This window comes from Aeromonas aquatica (genome assembly GCF_000764655.1).
Classification (GTDB): Bacteria; Pseudomonadota; Gammaproteobacteria; order Enterobacterales; family Aeromonadaceae; genus Aeromonas; species Aeromonas aquatica.
In genome coordinates, this window is record NZ_JRGL01000101.1 from 1 (window position 1) to 25832 (window position 25832).

Here is a 25832-nt window from a genome sequence, read left to right on the forward strand (position 1 = left end):
CTCGCCTTTTTCAATCTGCTCGACCAGCGCCAGTTTAAAAGTCAGCGAGTAATCGCGCTGTGTCCGTTTCACACCTTGTCCCATCGGGGTCTCCATTTATTGAGGGGAAAGGTGTAAACCATATTCAGGACGGGACAGCGAAATAAAAAAAGCCGGGATCTCCCGGCTTTTTTTATTTCTTGAGGATGCTCTCTATGAGCATCCAACGCTTATCACGACGTTACTGCCGATGCATCAGCACAAACTTGTCCATCAGCTGCTCTTCGGTCTCCACGTGGGCGGGATCCCAGATGATGCAGTCGATGGGACAGACGCTGATGCAGGTCGGCTTCTCATAGTGACCGACGCATTCGGTGCAGCGATCCGGGTCTATCTCGTAGATCTTGGCCCCCAGGCTGATGGCCTGGTTCGGACACTCGGGATCGCACATGTCACAGTTGATGCATTTGCTGGTGATGAGCAGCGCCATCTCAGGCCGCCGAGTGCGGCTGACGGGTGTCCTGACGATCGCCGAGGTTGCGCAGCAGTATGCCGTAGTTGATGTCGATCTCTTTGGGGACCGGCACATAGACCACGTGACCGTTGCCCGGCGCGGTGTCGATAAGCTCCCCTTTGCGGTTCTGCATCTGCTCCAGGTTGAAGCTGACGTTGCCCTGGGGCGTCATCAGCTCCAGGCTGTTACCCACCAGGAACTTGTTCTTCACTTCCACTTCCACCATGTCGCCCTGACGGCCGGTGATCTCGCCGACGAACTGCTGGGTGTCGGAGACGGAGTAGCCGTAGTCGTAGTTCTGGTACTCGCTGTGGTTGTGGCGACGCAGGAAGCCCTCGGTGTAGCCGCGGTGAGCCAGGTTCTCGAGGGTGCCCATCAGGGTCGGATCGAACGGCCGGCCGGCGACCGCATCGTCGATGGCCTTGCGATAGACCTGGGCGGTGCGGGCGCAGTAGTAGAAGGACTTGGTACGGCCTTCGATCTTGAGGGAATGCACACCCATCTTGGTCAGACGCTCCACGTGCTCGACGGCGCGCAAGTCCTTGGAGTTCATGATGTAGGTGCCGTGCTCATCCTCGAACGCCGTCATGTACTCGCCGGGACGGTTGGACTCTTCCAGCAGCACCAGGGCATCGCTCGGTTTGCCGAGCCCCAGGGTGTTGTCCGGACGCACGGCAATCGGCTCCTGACGGTGGACTATCTGGCCCACGTCATCTTCCTTGCCCTCGTGCACCTTGTACTCCCAGCGGCAGGAGTTGGTGCAGGTGCCCTGGTTGGGGTCGCGCTTGTTGATGTAACCGGACAGCAGGCAGCGGCCGGAGTAGGCCATGCACAGGGCGCCGTGGACGAAGACTTCCAGCTCCATCTCCGGCACCTGCATGCGGATCTCCTCGATTTCGTCGAGGGAGAGCTCGCGGGACAGGATGGCGCGGGTCAGGCCCATCTGATGCCAGAACTTCACCGTGGCCCAGTTGACCGCGTTGGCCTGCACCGACAGGTGGATCGGCATGTCCGGGAAGGCTTCGCGCATCATCATGATGAGACCGGGGTCGGACATGATCAACGCGTCCGGCTTCATGTCCACCACGGGGCGCATGTCGCGGATGAAGGTCTTGAGCTTGGAGTTGTGGGGCTGGATGTTGGCCACCACGTAGAACTGCTTGCCTAGCGCGTGGGCTTCGTTGATGCCGAGCTGCAGGTTCTCGTGATCGAATTCGTTGTTGCGCACCCGCAGGCTGTAGCGCGGCTGGCCCGCATAGACGGCGTCGGCGCCATAGGCATAGGCGTAACGCATATTCTTGAGGGTCCCGGCAGGGGAGAGCAATTCTGGTCTGAACATGTTGGACTCTTTCTATCTGATTGCAAATCAGGACGACGCCACCTGATGGCGTCGTATTGGTTCATCTGTGATGCACGACGGTACTCGACGCACTGGCACCCGATGGGGTACACCCTGAGTATGAAATGGCTCGATACTCCTGATATACGGGGTGCGAGATTGTACTCGTCACTGGCCCATCATGCAATTTGAGCGGGTGACACAGGAGGTTCACGGTTGTTCATTTTACGCTCAGCTTGTCGATGCTAGGGTGTCGGGGCGCCGATGGAGGGAATTGTTGAGGGCAGAATGGATCTTTTCCGCTAAAAAGCCCCCTCTTCAAGTTGAAATTTTGTCCGACTCGGGAAAGAATGCGCGCTCGGTGATTGGTCCAGGGCGCGAGTGAATCGCAGCAGGACAAACCGGGAAAAAAACAGGTCTCAGGCCCACAGGAACAGGAACAATACAGGAACTTTATGAATCCCCTTCGCATTGCCGCTTCGGCCCTTTTTTGTACTCTGACTCTGGTCAGCCAGCAGGCTTCCGCCGTTGAATACGTGCTGCCCGCCGCCAACAGCCGCCTGATCGGCGAGAATCAGGAGTACGTGGTGCCTGCGGATAATCGTCCGCTGGAGCAGATCGCCTCCGACTTCCAACTGGGCCTGACCAACATCATGGAAGCGAACCCGGGCGTTGACCCCTATCTGCCGACCCCGGGCAGCAAGCTGGTCATCCCCCATCAGCTGATCCTGCCGAATGCGCCGCGCGAGGGGATCGTCATCAACGTGGCAGAGATGCGTCTGTACTACTACCCGAAAGGCCAGAACGTGGTGCAGGTGCTGCCCATCGGCATCGGCCAGCTGGGGGTCAACACCCCGGAAAACTGGATCACCAAGGTGGAGCGCAAGCGCGCCAACCCGACCTGGACCCCGACCGAGAACATCCGTCGCCGCTATGCCGCCCAGGGCAAGACCCTGCCTGCGGTCTGGCCGGCCGGCCCGGATAACCCCATGGGCCTGCATGCGCTCTACATCGGCAACCTCTACGCCATCCACGGTACCAACGCCACCTTCGGCATCGGTCTGCGGGTGAGCAGTGGCTGCGTGCGCCTGCGTGCCGACGACATCAAGTACCTGTTTGACAAGGTGCCGGTCGGTACCCGCGTCCAGTTCGTGAACCAGCCGGTCAAGTCCACCGTCGAGCCGGATGGCGGTCGCTACATGGAAGTTCATGAGCCGCTGTCGCGTACTGAGGCGGAGTTCAATTCCAGCGAATCCGTGCCCTTGCCCATGACCCCGGCCATCACCCGCTTCATCGCCCACATGGACAGCGATTCCAATGTGGTCAAGCAGGTGCTGGAGCAGCGTAACGGCTTGCCGACCCGTCTTAACCCGCAGGCCTGATGGCCGCTGACGAGACAATGAACAACGGCGACCTCAGGTCGCCGTTGTTGTTTCTGCCGTGGCCGAGCCTTGTCTGAGTGGTTGTCAGGGTGAATGCACTCAGACGGCGGGCGGGGCATAGAGGGCGAGACGGTTGCCCTCGGTGTCTTCGATGATGACCCGGGAGCCGTGGCCGCTGCCGATGCTGTGCAGGGGTTCGAGCACCCGTCCGCCGAGTTTGGGCACCATCTGCTCGGCCTCTCTCAGGCGATCATTCAAGGCAAGGTAGATGAGGGGGCCAGTGCCGCCCGGTTGGTGGTATTCGTCCATGGGGCCGAGGCAGGCCGCCGCGTTGTTGCCATCGTGGCGCAGCATGGCGAAGCGTATCTCCTCCTGTATTGGTGTGACCGGCACGTCGAGCAGGGCCGAATAGAAGGCCATGGCACGATCCAGATCCCGGGTCGGAATGTCGGCCCAGACCAGAGTGTTGTCCATCTTCGTATTCTCCAGACGTTCCCGGCCGATGCGGCCGGTGGCTCTTAGAGGGTAGGAGTGGCCGCAGGGGGGCGCCAGCAGTGAAAAAACGGCGCCTGATGGCACCGTTTTTGAGTGGGGAAGAGAAGTGGTTTCCGCTCTGTATACAGTCACTTGCCTGCGATGTTCAGGCCACCGAAGCGGCTCTGCGCCGACGCGTCGCGACCCTCCTCATCCTGGGCGTAGTCATTTGCCGGCGATGCTCAAACCACCGAAACGGATGAGGGGGGCATAGAAGCCCTTGCCATCGTCGTGGTGCAGTTGGTCGCCGACCGCTTCCAGCTCCCCCAGCAGGCGGTAGAAGTTGCCCGCCACCGTGATGCCGCGCACCGGTTGAACGCGCACGCCATCACGGCACAGGAAGCCGGATGCCCCGAACGAGAAGTCACCGCTCACCGCATCGGCGCCCGAGTGCAGACCATCGAGCTTGACCAGCTCCAGATACTCGCCGCTCTTGACCTCGGCTTCCGAGTGAGGGCCTGTGCCAAACACCAGGTGGCGGGCCGTCACATCCAGCGCGCCGCGGGCACTGCGGGCCGCCGAGCCATTGCTGGCGATGCCGAAGTGGTGGGCGGTGGCGCTGTTGTGCAGCAGGCTCTTCAGCTCCCCCTCGCCGATCAGCAGCAGATCCCGGGTGGGGGCGCCTTCACCGTCGAACCCCTTGATGTTCATGCCACCCGGCATATAGGTCCGGCTCTCCAGGCTGAGCCAGCGGGAGGCAACCTGCTGCCCCAGCTTGTCCCGCCAGGGGTTGATCCCCTGCTGGGCCCATTTGCCGGAGAGCGCCGCCTGGAAGCAGCCGAACAGGCTGGCCAGCGCGTTGGGGGTGAAGATCGCGCCGTAGCGACCACTTGGCACCGCCTCACCGGCCAGCAGGGCATGGGCCACTGCGTGGATCTGCGTGATGAGACTCTGGCTGTCCAGCTCGTCGAAGCGGCGGACATATTGTCCCTGGGAGTGCATGGACTGGCGGCCATCGCGGGAGATCAGGGCCGAGCTGTAGCAGCCGACGCTGAACTCCTGATGCTGGCAGAGGGTGCCCCGGCTGTTGGCGAGCCAGAGCCGGCTCTCTCCCTCGAAGAAGCTGTTGTAGGGGGCGCCGGTCACATCGGGCTGCGCCAGCATGTCCGCCTCGAGGCGCAGGGCGAGGGCGATCTTCTCCTCCACCGGGGTGCCGTCAGGCTGATTGATCTCGGCGCAGTCGGTGCTGATCTGGCTGTCCTCGACCCGAATGGCCTGATCCGCATCCAGCTTGGCGAAGCGGCTGGCGTCACAGGCATCCTGCAGCATGGCGGCCAGGGCCGCCTCGTCCAGCGACTCCGAGTAGGCGATGCCGACTCGGCCCTCCTTGATCAGGCGAATGCCGATCTGCTGGCTGCTGGTGACCTTGTATTCGGCGAGTTCGCCCTTGTCGGCCTTGAGGGAGAAGGCCTTGTCCCGATTGGCGATAAGATCCGCCTCGGCACCGAGATCGGCGACCTGGTTGAGCAGACGGCTCAGCAATGCATTCATATCGAGTTGGCTCATCAGGCATTCCCCCCCACGAGGATGTTGTCTACCTTGAGTGGCGGCTGGCCGACCGAGGCCGGGATGGAAACTGAGCCCGGCAGGTTGTCAATTATGCTCATCAGACGTTCCCCCCACGAGGATGTTGTCTACCTTGAGCGGCGGCTGGCCGACCGAGGCCGGGATGGAAACTGAGCCCGGCAGGTTGTCAATTATGCTCATCAGACGTTCCCCCCCACGAGGATGTTGTCTACCTTGAGCGGCGGCTGGCCGACCGAGGTGGGCACTGAGCCCGAGACAGAGCCGCACATGCCGGCGGCCAGCGCGAGATCGCGGCCCACCATGGAGATCTCCTTGAGCACCTGTGGTCCGGTGCCGATCAGGGTTGCCGATTTGAGCGGTTTGGTGATCTTGCCGCCCTCGATGAGGTAGGCCTCCTGCACGTTGAAGTTGAACTCGCCGGTACCCGGCTGCACCGAGCCGCCCCCCATCTTCCTGGCGTAGATGCCGTGCTCCACCGTGGCCAGCATCTCATCGAGCGAATGGTTGCCCGGCTCGATAAAGGTGTTGCGCATGCGCGAGGCGGGGGCGAAGCGATAGGATTCGCGCCGGCCCGAGCCGGTGCGGGCATGGCCGGTCTTCAGCGCTCCCATGCGGTCCACCAGGAAGCCGGTCAGCACCCCATCCTTGATGAGCTGGGTGTGCTGGGTCGCCATGCCTTCGTCGTCGACGTTGATAGAGCCCCAGGCGTTGGCCTGCAGGCCTTCGTCCACCGCGCTGACCGCCGGGTTGGCAATCAGCTCCCCCATCTTGTCGTGGAACACCGAGGCTTTCTTCGCCACCGAGGTGGTTTCCAGCAGATGGCCGCAGGCCTCGTGGAAGATGACGCCGCCAAAGCCACTCTCCATGATGACCGGCAAGTTGCCGCTCGGGCAGGGGGCCGCGCCGAGTTTCACCAGCGCCTGGCGGGTGGCGGTGAGGGCGAGCTCCCGGGGATCGATGAGGGCCGCATGCTCCCAGCCCATCAGGGCCCCGGGGGCCTCGTAGCCCATGCTCTGCTCGCTGCCGTTCTGGGCTATGGTCTGGGCCATGATGCGGTTGTAGTGGCGGCGGTCGCTGACCATGAGCCCTTCGCTGTTGAAGATCTCCACCTCCTGCTCCCAGCCCAGCGCATTGGCGGAGAACTGGCTCACCTTGGCGCTCTCGGTGCGGGCTGCGGTGTCCATGGCGTACAGGTAGGCAATCTTCTGCTCCAGCTGCTTGTCCGCCGATAACGGCAGCGCCACCGGGTTTTGGTCGGTGAAGCGGATGAAATCGAAGGCGGTGGCGGTCACCACGGGGTCACGCCTGTCCTTGGCCGCCAGCAGGCTGACGATGCGCAGCAGCTCGTCGCGATCCGCCAGATTGGTGTAGCCATACAGCACCTTGTGGCCGTAGCACAGCCGCACGCCTATGCCGAAATCGAGGCCGCCGCTGATATTTTCGATCTGGCTGGAGAGCAGGCTGAGCTGGCTGCGACGCTTGCGTTCCACGAACAGCTCGGCGAAGTCGGCGCCAAGCTGCAGCGCGTGATCGAGCACATCGCGGGCAATGGTGGGGGTCAGCAGGGAGAATGGGGTCATAGCATATCCTTTTCTGGTCTGAGCCTGTTCAGGGCCGCCCCCGGCGCCGAGGGGGACTGGGGACGGTTTCATTGTTACAGACCTGTGCAAAAAAGTCGTCATGGCATCATGCGATGATACCGATTGGGGCAATCGGCTCGAGATCTGCACCCGAGCTGCCGGCGCTGCTGGCCGTCAGCCAGGATCAGAGCAGTTCGTGGATCTCGCTCAGGATTTGGTCAACCCACTGCTCGATGCGGGGCTCGGTCTGGTCGGCACATTGGCTGGCATCGTCGAGCAGGCACGATCACAACAGTTCGTGGATCTCGCCGAGGATCTGGTCAACCCACTGCTCGATGCGGGGCTCGGTCTGGTCGGCACATTGGCTGGCATCGTCGAGCAGGCACGATCAGAGCAGCTCGTGGATCTCACCGAGGATTTGGTCAACCCACTGCTCGATGCGGGGCTCGGTCTGGTCGTACTGGTTGGCATCGTCGAGGGCCAGGCCGACGAAGTGACGGCCATCGTCGATCAGCGCCTTGGAGGCGTCGAACTCGTAGCCTTCGTTCGGCCAGTAGCCCACCAGCTTGACGCCTTTTGGCACCAGCTGATCGTGCAGCAGGCCGAGGGCGTCCTGATACCATTCGCCATAGCCCAGCTGATCACCCATGCCAAACAGGGCGATGATGCGTCCTTCCAGATGGAGATCGGCGATGTCCTCCCAGCGGGATTCCCAGTCTTCTTGCAGCTCGCCGAAGTCCCAGGTGGAGATGCCCAGGATCAGGATGTCGTACTCCTGCATGCGGACGAGGGGCACATCCTTGATGTTGTGGAGATCGACCAGCTCGGGGCCGATGAGGGCGCGGATCTTCTCGGCGGCCATCTCGGTGTAACAGGTGGTAGAGCCGTAAAACAAACCAATCTTCATCTCGCTGTCCTTACCGTAAAACAGAGCCATCTCGTGTCATCCCCTGTTTTTTGCGGCAAACAGGGCATACTGGCTTCTTAAGACACGCCGGGGTGAGCATGGCGGGCCAGGTGGAGGGGCGCCAGTCTAACAGATTGCGATTCGCCCTTCACCGGGCAAGGGGTCAGAGGCCATCACTTGCCGTGCCTCGGGACCACGCTACAATGGCGCACCCTTTGTCGAAGACTCAAGCCCATGACCAAGCCCGCTCCCGCCCAGCACAACCATCCCCTGATCGAGCCCTTCCTCGATGCACTCTGGCTGGAGCGTGGCCTGTCTGACAACACGGTCAGCTCCTATCGCACCGATCTGGAGAAGTTTGCGCTCTGGCTCGATGAGCAGGGCAGCTCCTTGCTGCTGGTGGGGATGGACGAGATCCAGCACTACCTCGCCTGGCGGGTGGACAAGCAGTTTGCCGCGAGCTCCACGGCCCGCTTCCTGTCGGCCCTGCGCCGCTTCTATCAATATCTGAATCGGGAAAAATTGCGCGGCGACGACCCGACAGTGTTGCTGGAGGGCCCCAAGCTGCCCAAGAAGTTGCCCGCCGACTTGAGCGAGGCCGAGGTGGAGGCGCTGCTGGGGGCACCGTTGGTGGACGATCCGCTGGAGCTGCGGGACAGGGCCATGCTGGAGCTGCTCTACGCCACCGGGTTGCGGGTCTCCGAGCTGGTGGGGCTCACCGCCGAGCACGTCAGCCTGCGCCAGGGGCTGGTGCGGGTGGTGGGCAAGGGCAACAAGGAGCGACTGGTGCCCATGGGGGAGGAGGCCGTCCATTGGCTGGAGCGCTACTACCGGGAGGGACGTACCCTGCTGCTCGGCGGCACCAGCTCGGACGTCGTCTTTCCCTCCAAGCAGGCCAGGATGATGACCCGCCAGACCTTCTGGCATCGGATCAAGCTCTATGCCATGCGCGCCGGGATCAGGGGGGAGCTCTCCCCCCACACCCTGCGCCACGCCTTTGCCACCCATCTGCTCAACCACGGCGCCGATCTGCGGGTGGTGCAGATGCTGCTGGGTCACGCGGATCTCTCCACCACCCAGATCTACACCCATGTGGCGAACGAGCGCCTCAAGACACTGCACGGCGAGCACCATCCGAGGGCCTGAATGCCTGCCCCTGACGAAAGCTGTCGTGCTTCGCCTGGAGCTTTCGCCCATAAAAAAACCGCCTGGTGGCGGTTTTTTTGCAAGTGCCGGGCAGGCCGCGAGCTTATTTGCCCTGCTGGGATTTCAGCAGATCGCGGATCTCGCTCAGCAGTTCCTGATCCTTGGTGGGACCGGCCGGGGCAGGGGCTTCCTCTTCCTGCTTCTTCTGCAGGGTGTTGACGGCCTTGAGCCCCATGAAGATGGCAAAGGCGATGATCAGGAAGTCGATGACGGTCTGGATGAATTTGCCGTAGGCGATGACCACGGCGGGCACCTCGCCTTCGGCGGCCTTCAGGGTCACGGCGAGATCGCTGAAGTCCACGCCGCCCAGGATGAGGCCGATGGGCGGCATGATGACGTCACCTACGAAGGAGGAGACTATCTTGCCGAAGGCGGCACCTATGATGATACCGACCGCCATGTCGATGACGTTGCCTCTGGCCGCAAAGGCCTTGAACTCTTTAATCAGACTCATGTTCCCCTCCAAAAATGGGTTCTGAGCGGCCGCTACCGCTCCTTTGATTTGAATAATAAAGCATCAGGAAAACAGAGGGATGCCCTTGCTGTTGCCTGTTGTCCTGATTAGCTTGCTGGGCCTCGGCCCAATTGGCAACCTGCTGGAATGGGAATTTTTTGCATTCGCCACTATTAATCAGTCTGTAATTTATGAGTTGGGCCACCAATGTCACTGGTTTACCGTATGAAACCTCTCGTTCATACCAAGTGAGTGAAATAGTGCACTATTTACTGCTGGGAATGATGCTGTTGTGCGCCTTTGCCGCCAACGCGGGGATGGATCCTCAACAATTGAAACAGACCATAGCCCAGCGTCTCGGCGTGCGGGTCTTCCTGATCGACGAGACCCCGGTGCCTGGCCTCTTCCTGCTGGGCACGTCTCAGGGGCTGATCTACAGCGATGCCAGGGGCGACTATGTGCTGCAGGGCTCCATGCTGGATCTGGGTCACGGCATGAAAAATCTCACCATGCTGGACCAGCAACGCCAGCGCCGGCTGGCCCTGGCCCAGATCGGCGAGCAGCGGATGCAGCTCAAGGCTCCGCACGAGCGTCATCATCTCACCCTGTTTACCGAACTGGGTTGCCGCAACTGCCGGGCCACGCTGGATGAGTTGCCCATGCTGCAGGCGAGGGGGGTCAGTGTGCAGTTACTGCCGGTGCTCGGCCGCTTCGCCGATCTGGCCGATGCGCAGGCGCTCTGGTGCGATCCTGCGCTTCTGGGTGAACTCAGTCTCAGTGATCGTTTGCCTGCGGCCGGATGTAATGAGATCCTTGCCCATCATATCGGCCTGAGCCAGTGGCTCGGGATCAAGGCGTCACCGAGCTGGGTCCTGCCAAACGGGGATCTGGTGCGCGGTTACCAGCGCCCTGAACAACTGCTCAAGCTACTGGATCATATCGATGCCCCTGCAAATCCGTCGTCGTCCGCGAGTTGATGATTCCCATCTGCCCGCCACCCTGCATCCCCTGCTTCGTCAAATCTTCGCCAGCCGCGGCGTGGAGGATCCCGCCCTGCTGGAGCGCAGCGCCAGCCAGCTGTTGCCGCCCCAGCGTCTGTTCGGCATGGAGCAGGCGGTGCCGCTGCTGGCCGCCGCCCTGAGCGCCCAGAAGCGCATCCTCATCGTCGGCGACTTCGACTGTGACGGCGCCACCAGCTCGGCCCTGTGCGTGCTGGCGCTGCGGGCCATGGGGGGGAAGAGCATCGACTTTCTGGTGCCGAACCGCTTCGAATTCGGCTACGGCCTCACCCCGGAGATCGTCGAGCTGGCGGTGGTCCGGGGCGCCGAGTTCCTGATCACCGTGGATAACGGCATCTCCAGCATCGCCGGGGTGGCCGCCGCCAAGGCGGCCGGCATGCAGGTGCTGGTCACCGATCATCACCTGCCGGGTCATGAACTGCCCGCTGCCGATGCGATAGTGAACCCTAACCAGCGTGGCTGCGACTTCCCCTCCAAGTCCCTGGCCGGGGTGGGGGTCGCCTTCTACCTGATGGCGGCGCTCAACACCCATCTGCGCCAGACCGGCTGGTATGAGCGTCAGGGCATTCGCGTCCCCAATGTGGCGGACTATCTCGATCTGGTGGCCCTCGGCACAGTCGCCGACGTGGTGGCGCTGGATGGCAACAACCGCATCCTGGTCCATCAGGGGCTGCAGCGGATCCGGGCCGGTCGCTGCCGCCCCGGCATCCAGGCGCTGGTGGATGTGTCGGGCCGCGACGGTCGCCGCCTGTGCGCCGCCGATCTCGGCTTCGCGCTGGGCCCCAGGCTCAATGCGGTCGGCCGTCTCGATGACATGTCCCTCGGGGTCGCCTGCCTGCTGTGCGATGACATCAATCTGGCGCGCCAGCTGGCGGCCGAGATGGACAGCCTCAATCAGGAGCGCAAGGAGATAGAGCAGGGGATGCAGCAGGAGGCCCTCGCCACCCTGGAGCAGATCCGTTTTCGCGATGGCGAGGTGCCGTCCGGCATAGTGCTGCACAGAGACGAGTGGCATCAGGGGGTGGTGGGCTTGGTGGCCTCCAAGATCAAGGAGAAGTACTACAGACCGGTGATCGCGTTTGCCGAGAGCAGCGACACCGAGCTCAAGGGCTCCGGTCGCTCCATCCCCGGCGTGCACCTGCGCGATGCGCTGGAGCTGCTCGATACCCGCCATCCCGGCCTGATGGGCAAGTTTGGTGGCCACGCCATGGCGGCGGGGCTGACCCTGCCCAAGGCAAACATAGAGGCGTTCGGCCGGGCATTTGAAGCCGTCATCGCCGAGCTGGTGACGCCGGAGCTGCTGACCGGGGTGCTGCTCACCGACGGCGAGCTGCTGCCGGACGAGCTCAGCCTGGAGCTGGCGGAGTTGATCCGTGCCTCCGGCCCCTGGGGCCAGGCCTTCCCCGAGCCGCTGTTCGACGGCGAGTTCGTGCTGGTGCAACAGCGGCTGGTGGGGGAGAAGCACCTCAAGCTGATGCTGACCACGGATTCCGGCCACGCGGTGGATGCCATCGCCTTCGGGGTCGATCTCAAGCGCTGGCCGGATGCCTCGGTGAAGCGGGTGCGGCTGGTCTATCGGCTCGATGTCAACGAGTGGCGCGGCAACCGCAGCGTCCAGCTGCTGGTAGAGCATCTGGAGGCCGCCGGTCTCTAATATCCGCACCTCTGTCTACGTCGCTCAAGCCAACGGCCACCCTCGGGTGGCCGTTTTGTTATGGGAAATGGGACGGGGGAGTTGACCCGTCTATGGCTTCACAGTTTAAGCTCTCTTTCATAGGGTCGACTGACGACCCGCACCAAGAGTGGTTGCCATGAAAATATCCGAACTGGCGCGCCGCTGCGGCCTCGCCCGCTCCACCCTGCTCTATTACGAGAAGCTGGGGGTGATCGAGGGTGTGCGGGCTGCCAACGGCTATCGCCACTACGACGAGGCCGATCTGCAGCGGTTGCAGATGGTGCAGGCGCTACAGGCCGGTGGCCTCAGCCTCAAGCAGTGTCTAGCCTGCCTGGCGGGGGAGATCGATCAGGCTGCACTGCGGGCAAGGGTTGAGGAACTCGACATTGAGCTGGCCCGCATGCAGCGGGCCCGGGATCTGCTGGCGGATCTGGCGGGCATGAGTGCTCACTCCGGCGAGGCGTTCAAGGCCTGGCAGCTGCAACTGCGGCGAGAGGCGCCCCAGGCCTATTTCGACTGGGTGATGAGGCAGGGATTCAGCGAGAAGGATCGCTATCAGCTGCAGTGGCTCAGCAAAGACATGAACGAACACCAGCGATACATTCGCGATTTCAAACTGCTGCTGGATGGCATGAGCCACTGGGGGCCGGGAGATCGCGCCTTTACCCAGCAGCAGTTCGAGGCCCTCGCCATGACCCCCAACCGCATCCTCGACATCGGTTGCGGGCGTGGCGCCGCCACCCTGGCGCTGGCTCAGGTGTGCGACGCCCCCATCCTGGCCATCGATCTCGATGAGACGGCCCTGGCCGCCCTCGATCGTTAGGCCAGGGCGGCGGGCTATGAGCAGGTGAGCACCCTGTGCGCCAATATGGCGGCCTTGCCCTTGGAACTGGCGCCCGCCGACCTCATCTGGGCCGAAGGTAGTGCCTACCTGATGGGCGTGGCCAATGCACTGAAAGCCTGGCGTCCGCTGCTGTCCGGCCCGGATGCCTGCATCGTGCTGAGCGAGCTGGTGTGGCTGACCGATACCCCGCCAATGGAGGCGCAGGCGTTCTGGCAACAGGCCTATCCTGCGATGCAGACGCTGACCGGTCTGCTCGAGACGGTGCAGGCGGCGGGCTATCGCTGCCTCTCCCACACCCTGTTGCCGACGGCGGCCTGGCACAACTATCTGGATCCTGTAGAGGCTAATCTGGCGCGCCATCGCGGCGAGCTGGGGGAGAGTGCAGCCTATCAGGATCTGAGCCGGGAACTGGCCATGCATCGCCAATATCTGGGCAGCTATGGCTATGTGATCTGCTGCCTGCAGGCCGTCTGAACATCTCATCGAATGAACAGAGAGCCAACAGAGAAAAACAACATGAATATTCTTATTCGCCCCGAAGTGGGTACTGACCATGACGCTATCGAGGCGGTGACCGTTGCCGCCTTCCTCGAGGCACCCCATACCGACCACAACGAGCAGCAGATCATCCGCGACTTGCGGGTGGCGGGGGCACTCAGCCTGTCGCTGGTTGCCGAACGGGAAGGCCAGGTGGTCGGTCACCTCTGCTTCTCGCCGGTGACCATCACCGATGGCAGTCAGGGCTGGTTTGGCCTTGGCCCCATCGCCGTCTCCCCTGCGTTGCACGGCAAGGGGGTGGGCTCGCGTCTGATGGCGGCAGGTTTGGCCGCCCTCGAGGCAAATGGGGCGGCAGGTTGCGTGGTGCTGGGGGATCCCGGTTTCTACGGCCGCTTCGGCTTCCTGGCCGATGAGCGGCTGGTGCTGCCCGGCATACCGCCTGAGTACTTTATGGCCCGGCGGTTTAGGGATGAGCAGGCCCGCGGCGAGGTGAGCTATCACGCCGCCTTCCATCAGGGGTGAGAAGCAGGAACAGGGGAGCCATGGCTCCCCTGTTTTTTTGGGGGAGAGATGGTGAATATTCATTGCCAGCCTACGGTATCAGGCAGCGGTTTCATCTCCTGAACCTGGATTTTGGCCCGGCTGAACATGGGTTGGCGACCCGTTTTGTGATATATTCGGCTCCTTCCCCTTGCGTCCCCGAAGGAGCCTGATCCCTTGCCAGGCCTTGGTCGTTTACAGACTGGGCTGATGTCTCTTTTCATCGCCTGCATCCTGTGGCTGGCGGCCCTCGCGGCGGCCGGGCTGGATGCATCCGTGCGCATCGCCCAAGCCGAGAGGCCGGTGGCGCAGCAGCTGTACGAGGCGTCGGACAGTCGACTGACCGAGGAGATCGGCCTGCCCCCCGGCGGCCAGTGGCGGCTCAGCTTCGAGCAGGGACGACGGTTGGAAGGGGTCGATCCCGAGCGCTATCGTATGCTGCTGGCCTGGTTCCAGCACGACATTCAGGGCTGGCTCTGGGGCCTGATGTTCTTTCTGCCCCTCATCTACCTCAGGCAAGTGCCTGTTCACTTCGGCTATCTCCATCGGCGCCTGCTGGGGTGCCGCCATCTCAGATTCAGGTTCTGCCACGGCGACTGACGGCCGGCTCGCCATCCCGCGCGTGCCCGACCCAGCGTCTTCCTCATTGCATTCGGCTCTCCGAGCCATGCTGATTGCCGCCTCTGCTCGTTGCCGCGCCTTGTGATCCCTGTCCCGCCAGCATGATTGCGGCCGGGACCAGACTGTCCGTGCAACCCGTGAGCCGACCCGATGGAATATTACCTAAACCTGTTCATTCACTCGATCTTTGTCGAAAACCTGGCCCTGGCCTTCTTCCTTGGCATGTGTACCTTCCTGGCCGTATCCAAGAACATCAACACCGCCTTTGGCCTCGGCATGACGGTGCTGGTGGTGATGGTGATCGCCATTCCCCTCAACAACCTGATCTACCGCCATATACTGCGCCCAGACAGCACCTTCCTCGGCGAGTTTGATCTCAGCTTCCTCGATTTCATCGTCTACATAGGGGTGCTGGCGGCGCTGGTGCAGGTGATGGAGATGGTGCTGGACAAGTATTTCCCTACCCTTTATCACGCCCTCGGCATCTATCTGCCGCTGCTGACGGTGCACTGCGCCATCTTCGGCGGCGTCATGTTCATGGCCCAGCGGGACTACGACTTCATCGAATCCGTGGTTTATGGGGCGGGGTCGGGGCTTGGCTGGCTGCTGGCCATCGTCGCCATCGCCGGCCTGCGCCAGAAGATGAAGTACTCGGACGTGCCAAAAGGGCTGCGAGGCATCGGCATCACCTTCATAGTGACGGGGCTGATGTCGCTCGGCTTTATGTCGTTTTCCGGCATCTCGCTCTGAGCGTCGGCTCGCCATGGCATGACGGAAGAGGGTTGATGACGGGGGCCATCAAGCCAGCGTCTTGGCCATGTTGTAGCCCGTGATGTGAAAGCCGATCTCTTCGTAGAGCGCCCTGGCCCTCGGATTGTCATAGGCGACTCTCAGCTTGATCTGGCTGACGCCAAGGCACTTCAAGTCGGCCTCCAGCACCGCCATGGCGGCCTTGCCATATCCCAGTCCGCGATGGGGCGGGAGTATGTAGAAGTCATAGATAAAGGTGGTGTGGGCGGCGCTGTCGAGGCTGTGCCAGAGATAGCCGGCAATGCCCGCCGTCGGTGCGACTGAGCTCCCGACATTGTCACTCACTGGGATGATGCAAAGCAGGCTCTGGCCCGGCGTGGCGGCTCCTTGGGGCAGGTGTTGCAGCAAGGAAGCCTCGGCTTGTTGGCGGGCATAGGCCAGGGTCAGCCCGTGATTGCTGGCAAGATCCTGGGCGTAGTCGTCGATGAAGTAGTCGCGATAGGCGGGGAAAGCCGCCTCATCCATGGGGATCAGACGAACGATAGGGGTTGGCATCGGAGCTTCACTCAAGGAAAGGGAGTCGCCACCTTAACCCCGGAATCGGGAATTAGCCAAGGGGTTGGCTGGGAGTGTCGAGTCCGACATGTTCAACAAGAAGAGCGCCCTTGGGCGCTCTTCTTTTAGCAGGAGAGGTTATCTGACCCCTCTTTCGGGCGAGGTTATTTGACCTCTTCGCCCTTGGCCTGCAGATCCGCATGGTAGGAGGAGCGCACGAAGGGGCCGCAGGCGGCGTGGGAGAAGCCCAGCCCCATGGCGACATCCTTGAGCTCGTCGAACTCTGCGGGCGGCACGTAGCGCTTCACCGGCAGGTGGTGGCGGCTCGGCTGCAGATACTGGCCCAGGGTCAGCATGTTAACGCCGTGCTCGCGCAGATCGGTGAGCACCTGCACGATTTCCTCGTTGGTCTCGCCGAGGCCCATCATGACGCCGGACTTGGTCGGCACATGGGGGTGCATCTCCTTGATGCGGCGCAGCAGCTCCAGGGACCACTTGTAGTCGGCGCCGGGGCGGGCGACACGATACATGCGCGGTGCGGTTTCCAGGTTGTGGTTGAACACGTCCGGCGGGGTCTCGCGGAACACCTCCAGCGCCTGCTCCATCCGGCCACGGAAGTCCGGGGTCAGGATCTCGATGCGGGTCTGGGGGCTGTGCTCGCGGATCTGCTTGATGCAGTCGGCGAAGTGCTGGGCACCGCCGTCACGCAAGTCATCGCGGTCCACCGAGGTGATCACCACGTATTTGAGCCCCATCTCCTTGATGGTCAGCGCCAGCTTCTTCGGCTCGTCGGGATCCAGCGCCAGCGGGCGGCCGTGGGCCACGTCGCAGAAGGGGCAGCGACGAGTACAGATGGCGCCCATGATCATGAAGGTGGCCGTCCCATGGTTGAAGCACTCCGCCAGGTTGGGGCAGGAGGCTTCTTCACAGACCGAGTGCAGCTTGTTCTTGCGCAGGGTGCTCTTGATGTGCTCGATCTTCTGGCTCGACGGCGGCAGCTTGATCCGCATCCAGTCCGGCTTGCGTAGCACTTCCTCGTTGGGATCCGGCATGAATTTCACCGGGATCAGGGCCATCTTGTCGCCATCGCGCAGCTTGACGCCCGGCTCCATACGAACGGGTTTGCTCATGATTCACTCTCGGTGTTTGTTATTGTCTGATTGATAGCCACCAGGGTCATCGCTGTGCCCTCATGGCCGCGCGGCATGGACGTGCTCATGCCGCCTCTTCGGTATTGGTGATCGTTTGATAGCCGATCAGGCTGGCCAGCTCCATCACCAGGATGGATTGCGCCTCGGCCACGCTCTGCGGGCCGCCCAGGGCGCTGGTCTGGGTCATGGCCATGCCCGCATAGCCGCACGGATTGATGCGCAGGAAGGGGGTCATGTCCATGTTGATATTCAATGCCAGGCCGTGGAAGGAGCAGCCCTTGCGGATGCGCAGGCCCAGCGAGGCCAGCTTGGCCTCCATACCGAGCGCGTTCTTCACGTAGACGCCGGGGGCATCGGCCTTGGCATAAGCCTCAATACCGCTCTTTGCCAGGGTGTTGATGATGGCGGTCTCGAGGCAGGTCACCAGCTCGCGCACCGTCAGCTTGCTGCGGCGCACATCCACCAGCACGTAGAGCACCAGCTGGCCGGGACCGTGATAGGTCACCTGGCCGCCGCGATCGCTCTGCACCACGGGGATGTCGCCGGGGGCGAGCAGGTGTTCGGCCTTGCCCGCCTGCCCCTGGGTGTAGACGGGATCGTGCTCCACCACCCAGAACTCATCGGGGGTGTCGGCGCAGCGCGTGTCGGTGAAGGCCTTCATGGCATCCCATACCGGTTGGTAGGGGCGGCGGCCCAACTGTCGGACGAGCAGCTGTGGCTGGGCAGGCGTTTGGAGTGACATCTTTCCTCACTGACGGGCGCTTGAGCCGGCAAAAAACGGGATGGCAAATAATCGCTCGCCCCTGGGGCGGGGCGAGAGAGGTGACTTACAGGACGTAGCGAACCAGCTCGATCTTGCCAAGTGCGGTGTACATGGCTTCGATGTGTTCCTTGCTCTGGGCGTTGACCGTCACCCGCACCGAGTGATAGTTGCCCTTACTGCTGGGCTGAACGGTCGGGCTGTAGGTACCGGGGGCGTGCTGCTGCAATACTTCGACCACCCTGTCCGGCAGGGCCGGGTCGGCCACGCCGAGCACCTTGAACGGGAACTTGCAGGGAAACTCCAGCAGTTCATCAAACTTGGTATTCATTTACTCACCTTTTGGCGTCGTCATGAGACGACTTCATCTGTGATCTTGTATGGCCGATGAGGCATCAGGCCGCCAGTACCTGTCAATATGGGCATGACCCACGCCAGGATCAAGGTCCTGGCCGGTCGACAAGACGTGGAAGTGCTGCTTTTTACCACAAATAGACCCTCGGCGGAACCTGCAGTTTGCAGGGTTATTCGCTCGCAATGGCCTTAACTGGAGAGCGGCGCCCATTGGCGCCGCTCCTTTATCACTATTTTATGCTGTGGCTTACTTGAACCAGCTGGAGACCAGCAGCACCAGGTAATCCCACAGGCGGCTCACCAGCCCGCCTTCCTGTACCTCTTCGAGGGCGACCAGCGGAACCTGCTTGATCTCCTTGTCACCCTGTTTCAGGAATACGGTACCGACCCGTTGGCCCTTGGCCAGCGGTGCCTTCAGCTCGCTTTCGAGCTGGAAGTCGGCCTTGAGGTTGTTGCCCTGACCGCGGGTGACCAGCACGGAGACGCCTTGATCCACACCCAGCTTCACCTCGGACTTGTCACCCATCCAGATCTTCTGGGTGACCAGCACGGTGCCGGCCTTGTAGGGGGTCAGGCTCTGGAAGAAACGGAAACCGTAGGTGAGCAGCTTCTTGCTCTCGGCGGCGCGGGAACCTTCGCTGCTGGCGCCCAGCACCACGGCGATCAGGCGCATGCCCTCGTTGTTGGTGGCGGAGGAGACCAGGTTGTAGCCGACCTGGCTGACATGGCCGGTCTTGATGCCATCCACCTGCAGGGATTGATCCCACAGCAGGCGGTTACGGTTGTGCTGGGTGATGCCGTTGAACACGAAGGACTTCTGGGAGTAAACCTTGTACTCCTCCGGCAGATCGCGGATGAGCGCCTGACCCAGGCGAGCCATGTCGTGAGCGGTACTGTAGTGGCCCTCCGCATCCAGACCGTGCGGGTTCATGAAGTGGCTGTCGTTCATGCCGAGCTTGGCGGCCCAGCTGTTCATCAGGCTGGCGAAGGAGTCGGTGCTGCCCGCCAGGTGTTCGGCCATGGCGACACAGGCGTCGTTGCCGGACTGAATGATGATGCCCTTGTTCAGATCATCGACCGAGACCTGTTTGCCCACCTCGATGAACATCTTGGAGGAGTCGGAGTAGTTCTTGGACCAGGCGTTCTGGCTGATGGTCACCATGTCGGTGCGCTTGATGTTCCCCTTGGCCAGCTCCTGGCCGATGATGTAGGAGGTCATCATCTTGGTCAGACTGGCGGGCGGCAGACGCTCTTCGGCGTTCTGCTCGGCCAATACCTGACCCGAGTAGTAATCGATCAGAATGTGGGCCTTGGCGGAGATCTCCGGCGCGGCGGGCACGACCATGGGCGCGGCGTTCAGGGTCGGCACCGGCTGGGCGGTCGGCAGGGCTGAATCCGGCGTCGGCACTGGCTGATTGGCCTGGGCGGTGGCGCTTAACAGGGAGGCCAGAATAACGGAGCGGGCAAATTTGGACATCTTGAAATTCCTGGTGCCTGGATGGGGAGTACCCAAGTTAAAACAAGTTAAAAAAAGCGGGCTTCACTATACCAGATGTGCTCGTCGGTCATAGTCCGACATGCGATCTGGACGGGTTTTTATGGCTTTCGGCTCGGCGTCACGCCGGGATACGACGTGACGCCTGGACGACTGGGTGGCCCAGGCGAGTGGGCCGCCCCTATCAAGGAACGATAAAGGCCTGCTCCAGTCCACCCTGACGGATCTGCTCCAGCAGGGGGGCTTGCTGATCCGCCGCGACCGGCCCCAGCAGGACCCGGAAGATGGCGTCATGGGCCACCACCTGGTAGGGCACGCCATAGCGCTGGGTCATCACCTTGCCCATGGCCTCGGCCCTGGGTTGGGAGCCGCTCGCCAGCACCTGGATCATCTTGCCCTGGCCGGTCTGGGCCGCAGAGAGGGTGGAGGTCGCGGTGGCGGCGGCCTTGGACGGGGTGGCTGGCGCCGGCTTGGGAGCCGGTGCTGGGGTAGGGGCCGCAGGCTTGGGCTCACCCAGGAAGGCGCCCTCCTCGGCCGGGGCGGCCGGCTGCATGGGTTGCATAGGTGTCATGGGCACCATCTCGACCATCTGATCCGGGGTGTCGTTGATGAGCTCCAGCCGTACTCGCGCCTCGCCGTTCTCCACCATCTCCAGCTGCTTGGCGGCCGCATGGGAGAGATCGATCAGCCGATCGCTACCGAAGGGGCCGCGATCATTGACTCGCACTATGGTCTCCAGCCCGTTGTCCAGGTTGGTGACTCTCACATAGCTTGGCAGCGGCAGGTTGCGGTGGGCTGCGCTGAACTGGGTGCTGTCCAGCACGTCGCCATTGGCGGTCTTCTGGCCGTCCAGCTCCTGGGCAAGCCAGCTGGCGGTGCCCTCCTCGCTGTAGTGCTTGATGTCGCGCCACACCTCGTATTTCTGCTTGCCAATCCAGTAGTCCCGGTTACCGCTCGCGCTCAGGGGTTCGGGGCGCGGGATGGCGCCGGTGGCCTGGGGGATCTCGATCACCTGAGGTTTTTCTTGCGGGGCGGGTTCCTCGGGCAGGGGGAGCTGCTCCGGTTGGCTGCTACAGGCGGCCAGCAACAAGGCCAGGCTGAGGGGGAGAAGTTTGTGGCTGTAATGCATAAGCGTCCTGGATGGCTTGACTGAGTTGATGCACCGCCATCGCATAGAGAGGGCTGCGGTTATAGCGGGTGATCACATAAAAATTGTGGCGCGCGACCCAGTATTCGGGCCCGTCTGCCTGCTCCAATGCCAGCAGTTTTACCGGCGTGTCCGGTGCCAGCGGGGTGGTTATCTCTACCCCAGCAGCGGCCAGTTCGGCCCATTGCTGCTTGAGGTCCGGACTGGGCGCCAGCAGGGTATCCACTGGTACCAATCCAATCAAGGCGGGTTCGACTACCGCCTCTCCCCACCGCCAGCGATGCTCGGCGAAGTAGTTCGCCACGCTGCCGATGGCATCGACCGGATTGGCGAACAGATCCCGTCGGCCATCCCCGTCAAAATCGACCGCGTAGTGGCGGTAGCTGGAGGGCATGAATTGCCCCATACCCATGGCGCCCGCATAGGAGCCCTTGAGATGGGTGAGCGACCACTTCTCCTCCCTGGCAAGCAGCACCAGCTGGGCGAACTCCTTGGCGAAGAACTCTGCCCGCGCCGGGTAGTGGAAACCCAGGGTGTAGAGGCTGTCGAGCACGGAATGGCGGCCCATCTGGCGGCCATAGAAGGTCTCGATGCCGATGATGGCGACGATGAGGGAGGCGGGCACCCGGTAGTGCTGCTCGGCCCGCGCCAGTGTCTCGGCGTGGCGTTGCCAGAAGCCGACCCCGTCCCGGATCCGCTCGGGGGTGACGAACAACGGCCGGTAGCGATGCCAGGGTTTGGCCTCCCAGGGGCGGGCTATGGTGTCGAGGATCTCCTGGCGCAGTCGAGCCTGAGCCGTCGCCGCTTGCAGCTCGGCAAGGGGCACGGCTTGCTGCTCTGCGAGCCGGCCGAGTTGCGGCGGCTCGGGGGCGGCGCTGGCTGGCAAGGAGCCGAGCGCCAGCGCACAAAGAGTGAGCCACCGCAACCGACGCATCAGGCGAGCAATCTTCTGTGGGTCTGGATGGACATCAAGATGCCGAAGCCCGCCATCAGGGTCACCATGGAGGTGCCGCCATAGCTCACCAGGGGCAGGGGCACCCCGACCACAGGCAGTATGCCGCTCACCATGCCCATGTTGACGAACACATAGACGAAGAAGGTGAGGGTCAGGGCACCGCCGAGCAGGCGCTCGAAGCTGTTCTGGGCCTGCATGGAGATAAACAGGCAGCGGCTGATGATGTAGAGGTAGATCACCAGCAGCAGGGCCACGCCCACCAGACCGAACTCCTCGCTGAACACCGCGAAGATGAAGTCGGTGTGCCGCTCCGGCAGGAACTCCAGCTGGGACTGGGTGCCCTGCAGCCAGCCCTTGCCGAACACGCCGCCGGAGCCGATCGCTATCTTGGACTGGATGATGTGGTAGCCGCGGCCGAGGGGGTCTTTCTCGGGGTCGAGCAGCATCAGCACCCGCTGGCGCTGATAGTCGTGCATCAGGAAGAACCAGAGCACCGGCATAAAGGCGCAGATCAGTAACACTGCGAGCCCGATCAGCCACCAGCTGATCCCCGCCAGGAAGATGACGAAGAAGCCGGAGGCGGCCACCAGGATGGAGGTACCGAGATCGGGCTGGGCCGCGATCAGCAGGGTCGGCAGCAGCACCATTACCAGGGCGATCAGCACGTGGCTGAACTTGGGCGGCAGGGAGTGACGGCTGAGCCAGGCAGCCACCATGATGGGCATGGAGAGCTTCATCACCTCTGAGGGCTGGAACTTCATGAAGCCGAGATCCAGCCAGCGCTGTGCCCCCTTGCCGATGTGACCGAACACATCCACCGCGATGAGCAGCAGCACCACCACGGTGAAGGTCGGTACCGACCAGCGCGCATAGAGAGAGGGTGGCAACTGGGCCAGGCCGATCATCAGGCCGAAGGCCAGACCACCACGCACCAGCTGGCGCACGATGGAGTCGAAATCCTGCCCAGAGGCGGAATAGAGCACCACCATGGAGAGGGTCATCAGGGCCAGCAGACCGAGCAGCAGCGGCAAGTCGATGTGCAGGCGATACCAGATGCTCTGCTGGCGAGCGGAATTACTCATTGGAGACGGCCTCGCTTGGTTTCTGACCCTGGCCCGGAGTCGGGCTCAGATCTGGCGTAGGGCTCGGGGTGGATGGTTTGGGGGCCGGCGGCAGCTGCGGCTCGGGCGGCAACAGATAGGCATCCAGCATCTGGCGTGCCACGGGGGCTGCGTTCTTACTGCCCCCCCCTGCGTTTTCCAGCACCAGGGCGACCACGGCCTTGGGAGCCTCGAAGGGAGCGAATGCAACGAACAGGGCGTTGTCACGGTGCTCTACTTTGATCGCATTGGCGTTGTAGACCTGGTTCTCCTTCAGGCCGACGACCTGAGCCGTGCCCGATTTCCCCCCGGAGGTGTAGGGCGTATTGGCAAAGGCGTGGCGGCCACTGCCTTCACGTCCTTGGTTGACTCGCCACATTCCCTCTTTGGCTACCTGCCAATAGCTGTCACTCTTGGTCTTGAGTGCGATGTTGGGGTTGATAGGAGCGTTGACTACGCCATCTTGGGAAGCCGTGCTCTTGAGCAGGTGTGGCGTCACGTCGTGGCCGTTCTGGGTCAGGATGCTGATCGCCTTGGCCAGCTGGATCGGGGTGGCGCTCCAGTAACCCTGGCCGATACCGATGGAGATGGTGTCACCCTGGTACCAGGGTTGACGCCAGCGGGCCATCTTCCAGTCGCGGGACGGCATGACCCCGCGGGTTTCTTCATACAGATCCACTCCGCTGTACTGGCCGAAACCGAACTTGGTCATATAGGCGTGGATCTTGTCGATGCCGACCCGGTAGGCGAGATCGTAGAAGTAGGTATCCGCCGACACCTCGATGGCGCGATAGACATCGAGCCAGCCGTGGCCCCAACGGCGCCAGTCACGAAACTTCTTGGTGGTGCCCGGGATCGAGAAGCTGGGGCCGCCAAAATAACGGTAGTTGGGGGTGATGGCCCCTTCGTTGAGCCCCATCACCGACATCATGGGCTTGACGGTGGAGGCGGGGGCATAGATGCCCTGGGTGGTGCGGTTCACCAGCGGGCGCGCCGGATCGTTGAGCAACGCCGAATAGTTGGTGTTGGAGATGCCGGTCACGAACAGGTTGGGGTCGTAGCTTGGGCTCGACTCCATGGCCAGGATGGCACCTGTGTTGGGATCCATCATCACGATGGCGCCTCGCTGGCCGGCCAGCAGCTCCTGCGCCTTCAGCTGCATCCTGATGTCGATGTTGAGGTAGATGTCCTTGCCGGGCTCAGGCGGCTGGAACTTGAGGGTACGCACCACCCGGCCGCGGTTGTTGACCTCGACCTCCTGGTAACCCGCCACGCCGTGCAGCTGATCCTCGTAGAACTTCTCCACCCCCTGCTTGCCGATATCCTTGGTGGCGGCATAGTTGGCGAGCTTCTCTTCCTTGTCGAGGCGCTCCACGTCGCGGGTGTTGATCTTGGCCACATAGCCGATGGCATGAGTGAGGGTATTGCCAAACGGATAGTAACGCTTGAGGTAGGCCTCAATGCTGGCGCCCGGGTAGTTGTGCTGGTTGACCGAGAAGAGCGCGACCTGATACTCGGTCAGCTTCTCGAACAGGGGGACTGGCTTGAAGCGGCGTTGGCGCTTGACCTCGGCCAGGAACTTCTCCTTGGTGCCTTCCGGCAGCGCCAGCAGGGTGATCAGCTCGTCGGCGGTCTGCTCCAGATCGCCGGTCTCTTCCGGCACTATTTCCAGGCTGTAGACGGGGCGGTTCTCGGCCAGCAGCACGCCGTTGGCGTCATAGATGAGGCCCCGCGGCGGCGCCACCGGCACGACCCGGATGCGGTTGTCGTTGGAGCGGGTCTGGTAGGTATCATAAGACTCTACCTGCAGGTAGTAGAGGTTGCCCAGCAGCACCAGCATGAGTACCACCATGCCGATGTAGGCCACCAGGGTGCGCCGAAAGAACAGACGTCCCTCGGCACTGTGATCGCGCATCTCGATGCGATTCTTCAGCATGCCGCTACCTTATGGCCGACGAGGGGAAAGAGATCAACCACATGGGGCCACGCCCTGTGATCTGGCTGGGGATGTTCCAGATATTCATGGCTCATTCCCTGTGATACGGGTGATTGGTGGTGATGCTCCAGGCGCGATAGAGGCTCTCTGCTACCAGCACCCGCACCAGCGGATGGGGCAGGGTCAGCGGCGACAGGGACCAGCTCTGCTCGGCGGCGGCTTTGCACTCGGGCGACAGGCCTTCTGGCCCACCGACCAGCAGTGCGACGTCGCGGCCATCCAGCTTCCAGGCTTCCAGCTGGGTGGCGAGCTGCTCCGTGGTCCAGGGCTTGCCCGGAATATCCAGGGTGACGAGGCGGGAGCGGCCGGCGGCGGCCAGCATGGCTTCCCCTTCCTTCTGCAGGATGCGGGGAATGTCGGCATTCTTGCCCCTTTTGCCGGCACCTATCTCGACGAGCTCGAACGGCATGTCTTTTGGGAAACGGCGACGGTACTCTTCGAAGCCATGCTCTACCCAGGCAGGCATCTTGGTGCCCACTGCAATCAACTGGATCTTCATCTTTCTTTACACTTGCACCCTTGTATTACGCTTGCGCACTCTTATTGCGTTGGCACTTGGGCGCCGCCCCAGAGCTTTTCCAGTTGGTAGAAGTCGCGGTATTCATCCTGCATCACGTGGACTATGACAGATCCCATGTCCACCAGCACCCATTCACCGCTGAGCTGGCCTTCCACACTGAGCAGACTGAGCCCGGCGTGGCGTGCCTCGCTGGCCAGATTGTGGGCGATGGCACTGACATGGCGACTGGAGTTGCCGGAGCAGACGATCATGGTGTCCGTGATGGTGGATTTGCCGCGCACATCCAGAGTGATGATATCGCGGCCTTTCATGTCATCGATCTTGTCGACGATAAAGGCGAGTAATTCGTGGCCTTGCAATGTCTTCTCCTACTCTGTCCGGCGCGCTGCATAGCATCAGGGCGGCGGATTATATCATGGTCATTCCCGTT

At 62.4% G+C, this 25832-nt stretch carries 26 protein-coding genes and 4 pseudogenes; 8 read left to right on the top strand and 22 right to left on the bottom strand.

Features of this window, described 5'->3' with window-relative positions; all coding sequences use genetic code 11:
• Positions 1–220 precede the first annotated feature (220 nt).
• Positions 221–469 (bottom strand): YfhL family 4Fe-4S dicluster ferredoxin, encoded by a 249-nt coding sequence (locus LG30_RS0111935; protein WP_033130936.1) that lies wholly within the window; start codon positions 467–469, stop codon positions 221–223.
• 1 nt (position 470) lies between these two features.
• Positions 471–1832, bottom strand: a complete 1362-nt coding sequence (trhP, locus tag LG30_RS0111940; protein WP_033130937.1) for a prephenate-dependent tRNA uridine(34) hydroxylase TrhP — start codon at positions 1830–1832, stop codon at positions 471–473.
• A gap of 455 nt (positions 1833–2287) precedes the next feature.
• Here trhP and LG30_RS0111945 point away from each other — a divergent pair, with 455 nt between their 5' ends.
• Positions 2288–3214 carry a L,D-transpeptidase family protein gene (locus LG30_RS0111945; RefSeq protein ID WP_033130938.1) on the top strand — a complete coding sequence of 309 codons (927 nt, stop codon included), beginning with the start codon at positions 2288–2290 and terminating at the stop codon, positions 3212–3214.
• Positions 3215–3313: 99 nt separating this feature from the next.
• Here the strand turns inward: LG30_RS0111945 and LG30_RS0111950 are convergent, their stop codons facing one another.
• The 8 genes and pseudogenes from LG30_RS0111950 to fldB form a co-directional block, all read right to left on the bottom strand.
• Positions 3314–3688, bottom strand: a complete 375-nt coding sequence (locus tag LG30_RS0111950; protein WP_033130939.1) for a VOC family protein — start codon at positions 3686–3688, stop codon at positions 3314–3316.
• A gap of 225 nt (positions 3689–3913) precedes the next feature.
• Positions 3914–5254, bottom strand: a complete 1341-nt coding sequence (locus LG30_RS0111955) for a TldD/PmbA family protein (RefSeq protein WP_033130940.1) — start codon at positions 5252–5254, stop codon at positions 3914–3916.
• Positions 5254–5334, bottom strand: a pseudogene (locus LG30_RS22075) (TldD protein); the annotation flags it as partial. The gene LG30_RS0111955 and the pseudogene LG30_RS22075, both read right to left, overlap by 1 nt.
• A 7-nt stretch (positions 5335–5341) precedes the next feature.
• On the bottom strand, positions 5342–5455 hold the full coding sequence (locus LG30_RS22080) for a TldD protein (protein ID WP_152599241.1): 114 nt from the start codon (positions 5453–5455) through the stop codon (positions 5342–5344).
• Positions 5455–6855 (bottom strand): TldD/PmbA family protein, encoded by a 1401-nt coding sequence (locus tag LG30_RS0111960; RefSeq protein WP_033130941.1) that lies wholly within the window; start codon positions 6853–6855, stop codon positions 5455–5457. Before LG30_RS0111960 ends, LG30_RS22080 begins: the two co-directional genes overlap by 1 nt.
• 184 nt (positions 6856–7039) lie before the next feature.
• Positions 7040–7132: pseudogene (locus tag LG30_RS22745) on the bottom strand (flavodoxin FldB); the annotation flags it as partial.
• 9 nt (positions 7133–7141) lie between these two features.
• Positions 7142–7234: pseudogene (locus LG30_RS23010) on the bottom strand (flavodoxin FldB); the annotation flags it as partial.
• Between the two features lie 9 nt (positions 7235–7243).
• A complete protein-coding gene (gene fldB / locus LG30_RS0111965) occupies positions 7244–7762 on the bottom strand; it encodes a flavodoxin FldB (protein ID WP_033130942.1) in 519 nt (172 codons plus the stop codon).
• 234 nt (positions 7763–7996) lie between these two features.
• Here fldB and xerD point away from each other — a divergent pair, with 234 nt between their 5' ends.
• Positions 7997–8908 (top strand): site-specific tyrosine recombinase XerD, encoded by a 912-nt coding sequence (gene xerD, locus LG30_RS0111970; RefSeq protein WP_033130943.1) that lies wholly within the window; start codon positions 7997–7999, stop codon positions 8906–8908.
• A gap of 103 nt (positions 8909–9011) precedes the next feature.
• Here the strand turns inward: xerD and mscL are convergent, their stop codons facing one another.
• Positions 9012–9422, bottom strand: coding sequence for a large-conductance mechanosensitive channel protein MscL (gene mscL, locus LG30_RS0111975; protein WP_033131098.1), 411 nt, complete (start codon positions 9420–9422; stop codon positions 9012–9014).
• Positions 9423–9682: 260 nt separating this feature from the next.
• On the opposite strand from mscL, the gene LG30_RS0111980 reads away from it, so the two are divergent.
• From LG30_RS0111980 to nqrE, 6 genes and pseudogenes are all read left to right on the top strand, one after another.
• Positions 9683–10399: a disulfide isomerase DsbC N-terminal domain-containing protein gene (locus tag LG30_RS0111980; protein ID WP_033130944.1), complete on the top strand. Its 717-nt coding sequence runs from the start codon at positions 9683–9685 to the stop codon at positions 10397–10399.
• A complete protein-coding gene (recJ, locus tag LG30_RS0111985) occupies positions 10365–12095 on the top strand; it encodes a single-stranded-DNA-specific exonuclease RecJ (RefSeq protein ID WP_033130945.1) in 1731 nt (576 codons plus the stop codon). The genes LG30_RS0111980 and recJ overlap by 35 nt, the downstream gene beginning before the upstream one ends.
• Before the next feature lie 157 nt (positions 12096–12252).
• Positions 12253–13434: pseudogene (locus LG30_RS20980) on the top strand (MerR family transcriptional regulator).
• A 42-nt stretch (positions 13435–13476) separates the two neighbouring features.
• On the top strand, positions 13477–13980 hold the full coding sequence (locus tag LG30_RS0111995; RefSeq protein ID WP_033130946.1) for a GNAT family N-acetyltransferase: 504 nt from the start codon (positions 13477–13479) through the stop codon (positions 13978–13980).
• A gap of 228 nt (positions 13981–14208) precedes the next feature.
• The gene (locus LG30_RS0112000) at positions 14209–14598 is read left to right on the top strand and encodes a hypothetical protein (protein WP_033130947.1); all 390 of its coding nucleotides are present in this window, start codon (positions 14209–14211) and stop codon (positions 14596–14598) included.
• A 171-nt stretch (positions 14599–14769) separates the two neighbouring features.
• On the top strand, positions 14770–15369 hold the full coding sequence (gene nqrE / locus LG30_RS0112005; RefSeq protein WP_033130948.1) for an NADH:ubiquinone reductase (Na(+)-transporting) subunit E: 600 nt from the start codon (positions 14770–14772) through the stop codon (positions 15367–15369).
• A gap of 48 nt (positions 15370–15417) precedes the next feature.
• Here nqrE and LG30_RS0112010 read toward each other — a convergent pair whose 3' ends face one another.
• From LG30_RS0112010 to rsfS, 11 genes are all read right to left on the bottom strand, one after another.
• The gene (locus tag LG30_RS0112010; RefSeq protein ID WP_052101011.1) at positions 15418–15924 is read right to left on the bottom strand and encodes a GNAT family N-acetyltransferase; all 507 of its coding nucleotides are present in this window, start codon (positions 15922–15924) and stop codon (positions 15418–15420) included.
• A 164-nt stretch (positions 15925–16088) separates the two neighbouring features.
• Complete coding sequence (gene lipA / locus LG30_RS0112015; RefSeq protein ID WP_033130949.1) at positions 16089–17054, bottom strand: lipoyl synthase; 966 nt, start codon at positions 17052–17054, stop codon at positions 16089–16091.
• A gap of 85 nt (positions 17055–17139) precedes the next feature.
• Complete coding sequence (gene lipB / locus LG30_RS0112020) at positions 17140–17817, bottom strand: lipoyl(octanoyl) transferase LipB (protein WP_033130950.1); 678 nt, start codon at positions 17815–17817, stop codon at positions 17140–17142.
• Between the two features lie 85 nt (positions 17818–17902).
• A complete protein-coding gene (gene ybeD / locus LG30_RS0112025) occupies positions 17903–18166 on the bottom strand; it encodes a DUF493 family protein YbeD (protein ID WP_033130951.1) in 264 nt (87 codons plus the stop codon).
• A 270-nt stretch (positions 18167–18436) separates the two neighbouring features.
• The gene (locus tag LG30_RS0112030) at positions 18437–19666 is read right to left on the bottom strand and encodes a D-alanyl-D-alanine carboxypeptidase family protein (RefSeq protein ID WP_033130952.1); all 1230 of its coding nucleotides are present in this window, start codon (positions 19664–19666) and stop codon (positions 18437–18439) included.
• Positions 19667–19868: 202 nt separating this feature from the next.
• Positions 19869–20813 (bottom strand): septal ring lytic transglycosylase RlpA family protein, encoded by a 945-nt coding sequence (locus LG30_RS0112035; RefSeq protein ID WP_033130953.1) that lies wholly within the window; start codon positions 20811–20813, stop codon positions 19869–19871.
• Positions 20755–21765, bottom strand: a complete 1011-nt coding sequence (gene mltB / locus LG30_RS0112040) for a lytic murein transglycosylase B (RefSeq protein WP_052101014.1) — start codon at positions 21763–21765, stop codon at positions 20755–20757. The genes LG30_RS0112035 and mltB overlap by 59 nt, the downstream gene beginning before the upstream one ends.
• Positions 21765–22868: a rod shape-determining protein RodA gene (gene rodA / locus LG30_RS0112045; RefSeq protein WP_033130954.1), complete on the bottom strand. Its 1104-nt coding sequence runs from the start codon at positions 22866–22868 to the stop codon at positions 21765–21767. The genes mltB and rodA overlap by 1 nt, the downstream gene beginning before the upstream one ends.
• Positions 22861–24822: a penicillin-binding protein 2 gene (gene mrdA, locus LG30_RS0112050; protein WP_052101017.1), complete on the bottom strand. Its 1962-nt coding sequence runs from the start codon at positions 24820–24822 to the stop codon at positions 22861–22863. The genes rodA and mrdA overlap by 8 nt, the downstream gene beginning before the upstream one ends.
• A 91-nt stretch (positions 24823–24913) precedes the next feature.
• Positions 24914–25381: a 23S rRNA (pseudouridine(1915)-N(3))-methyltransferase RlmH gene (gene rlmH, locus LG30_RS0112055; RefSeq protein ID WP_033130955.1), complete on the bottom strand. Its 468-nt coding sequence runs from the start codon at positions 25379–25381 to the stop codon at positions 24914–24916.
• Positions 25382–25422: 41 nt separating this feature from the next.
• A complete protein-coding gene (rsfS, locus tag LG30_RS0112060; RefSeq protein ID WP_033130956.1) occupies positions 25423–25761 on the bottom strand; it encodes a ribosome silencing factor in 339 nt (112 codons plus the stop codon).
• Between the last annotated feature and the right edge of the window lie 71 nt (positions 25762–25832).

Excerpts from the sequence above, each read along its gene's own strand:
- LG30_RS0112030 (WP_033130952.1), bottom strand. The coding sequence starts at position 19,666 with ATGTCCAAATTTGCCCGCTCCGTTATTCTGGCCTCCCTGTTAAGCGCC.
- LG30_RS0112010 (WP_052101011.1), bottom strand. The coding sequence starts at position 15,924 with ATGCCAACCCCTATCGTTCGTCTGATCCCCATGGATGAGGCGGCTTTC.
- LG30_RS0111960 (WP_033130941.1), bottom strand. The coding sequence starts at position 6,855 with ATGACCCCATTCTCCCTGCTGACCCCCACCATTGCCCGCGATGTGCTC.
- LG30_RS22080 (WP_152599241.1), bottom strand. The coding sequence starts at position 5,455 with ATGAGCATAATTGACAACCTGCCGGGCTCAGTTTCCATCCCGGCCTCG.
- LG30_RS0111995 (WP_033130946.1), top strand. The coding sequence starts at position 13,477 with ATGAATATTCTTATTCGCCCCGAAGTGGGTACTGACCATGACGCTATC.
- LG30_RS0111945 (WP_033130938.1), top strand. The coding sequence starts at position 2,288 with ATGAATCCCCTTCGCATTGCCGCTTCGGCCCTTTTTTGTACTCTGACT.
- mltB (WP_052101014.1), bottom strand. The coding sequence starts at position 21,765 with ATGCGTCGGTTGCGGTGGCTCACTCTTTGTGCGCTGGCGCTCGGCTCC.
- ybeD (WP_033130951.1), bottom strand. The coding sequence starts at position 18,166 with ATGAATACCAAGTTTGATGAACTGCTGGAGTTTCCCTGCAAGTTCCCG.
- lipA (WP_033130949.1), bottom strand. The coding sequence starts at position 17,054 with ATGAGCAAACCCGTTCGTATGGAGCCGGGCGTCAAGCTGCGCGATGGC.
- LG30_RS0111935 (WP_033130936.1), bottom strand. The coding sequence starts at position 469 with ATGGCGCTGCTCATCACCAGCAAATGCATCAACTGTGACATGTGCGAT.
- xerD (WP_033130943.1), top strand. The coding sequence starts at position 7,997 with ATGACCAAGCCCGCTCCCGCCCAGCACAACCATCCCCTGATCGAGCCC.
- nqrE (WP_033130948.1), top strand. The coding sequence starts at position 14,770 with ATGGAATATTACCTAAACCTGTTCATTCACTCGATCTTTGTCGAAAAC.
- mscL (WP_033131098.1), bottom strand. The coding sequence starts at position 9,422 with ATGAGTCTGATTAAAGAGTTCAAGGCCTTTGCGGCCAGAGGCAACGTC.
- rlmH (WP_033130955.1), bottom strand. The coding sequence starts at position 25,381 with ATGAAGATCCAGTTGATTGCAGTGGGCACCAAGATGCCTGCCTGGGTA.
- fldB (WP_033130942.1), bottom strand. The coding sequence starts at position 7,762 with ATGAAGATTGGTTTGTTTTACGGCTCTACCACCTGTTACACCGAGATG.
- recJ (WP_033130945.1), top strand. The coding sequence starts at position 10,365 with ATGCCCCTGCAAATCCGTCGTCGTCCGCGAGTTGATGATTCCCATCTG.
- LG30_RS0112000 (WP_033130947.1), top strand. The coding sequence starts at position 14,209 with ATGTCTCTTTTCATCGCCTGCATCCTGTGGCTGGCGGCCCTCGCGGCG.
- lipB (WP_033130950.1), bottom strand. The coding sequence starts at position 17,817 with ATGTCACTCCAAACGCCTGCCCAGCCACAGCTGCTCGTCCGACAGTTG.
- LG30_RS0112035 (WP_033130953.1), bottom strand. The coding sequence starts at position 20,813 with ATGCATTACAGCCACAAACTTCTCCCCCTCAGCCTGGCCTTGTTGCTG.
- rodA (WP_033130954.1), bottom strand. The coding sequence starts at position 22,868 with ATGAGTAATTCCGCTCGCCAGCAGAGCATCTGGTATCGCCTGCACATC.
- LG30_RS0111950 (WP_033130939.1), bottom strand. The coding sequence starts at position 3,688 with ATGGACAACACTCTGGTCTGGGCCGACATTCCGACCCGGGATCTGGAT.
- LG30_RS0111955 (WP_033130940.1), bottom strand. The coding sequence starts at position 5,254 with ATGAGCCAACTCGATATGAATGCATTGCTGAGCCGTCTGCTCAACCAG.
- mrdA (WP_052101017.1), bottom strand. The coding sequence starts at position 24,822 with ATGCTGAAGAATCGCATCGAGATGCGCGATCACAGTGCCGAGGGACGT.
- trhP (WP_033130937.1), bottom strand. The coding sequence starts at position 1,832 with ATGTTCAGACCAGAATTGCTCTCCCCTGCCGGGACCCTCAAGAATATG.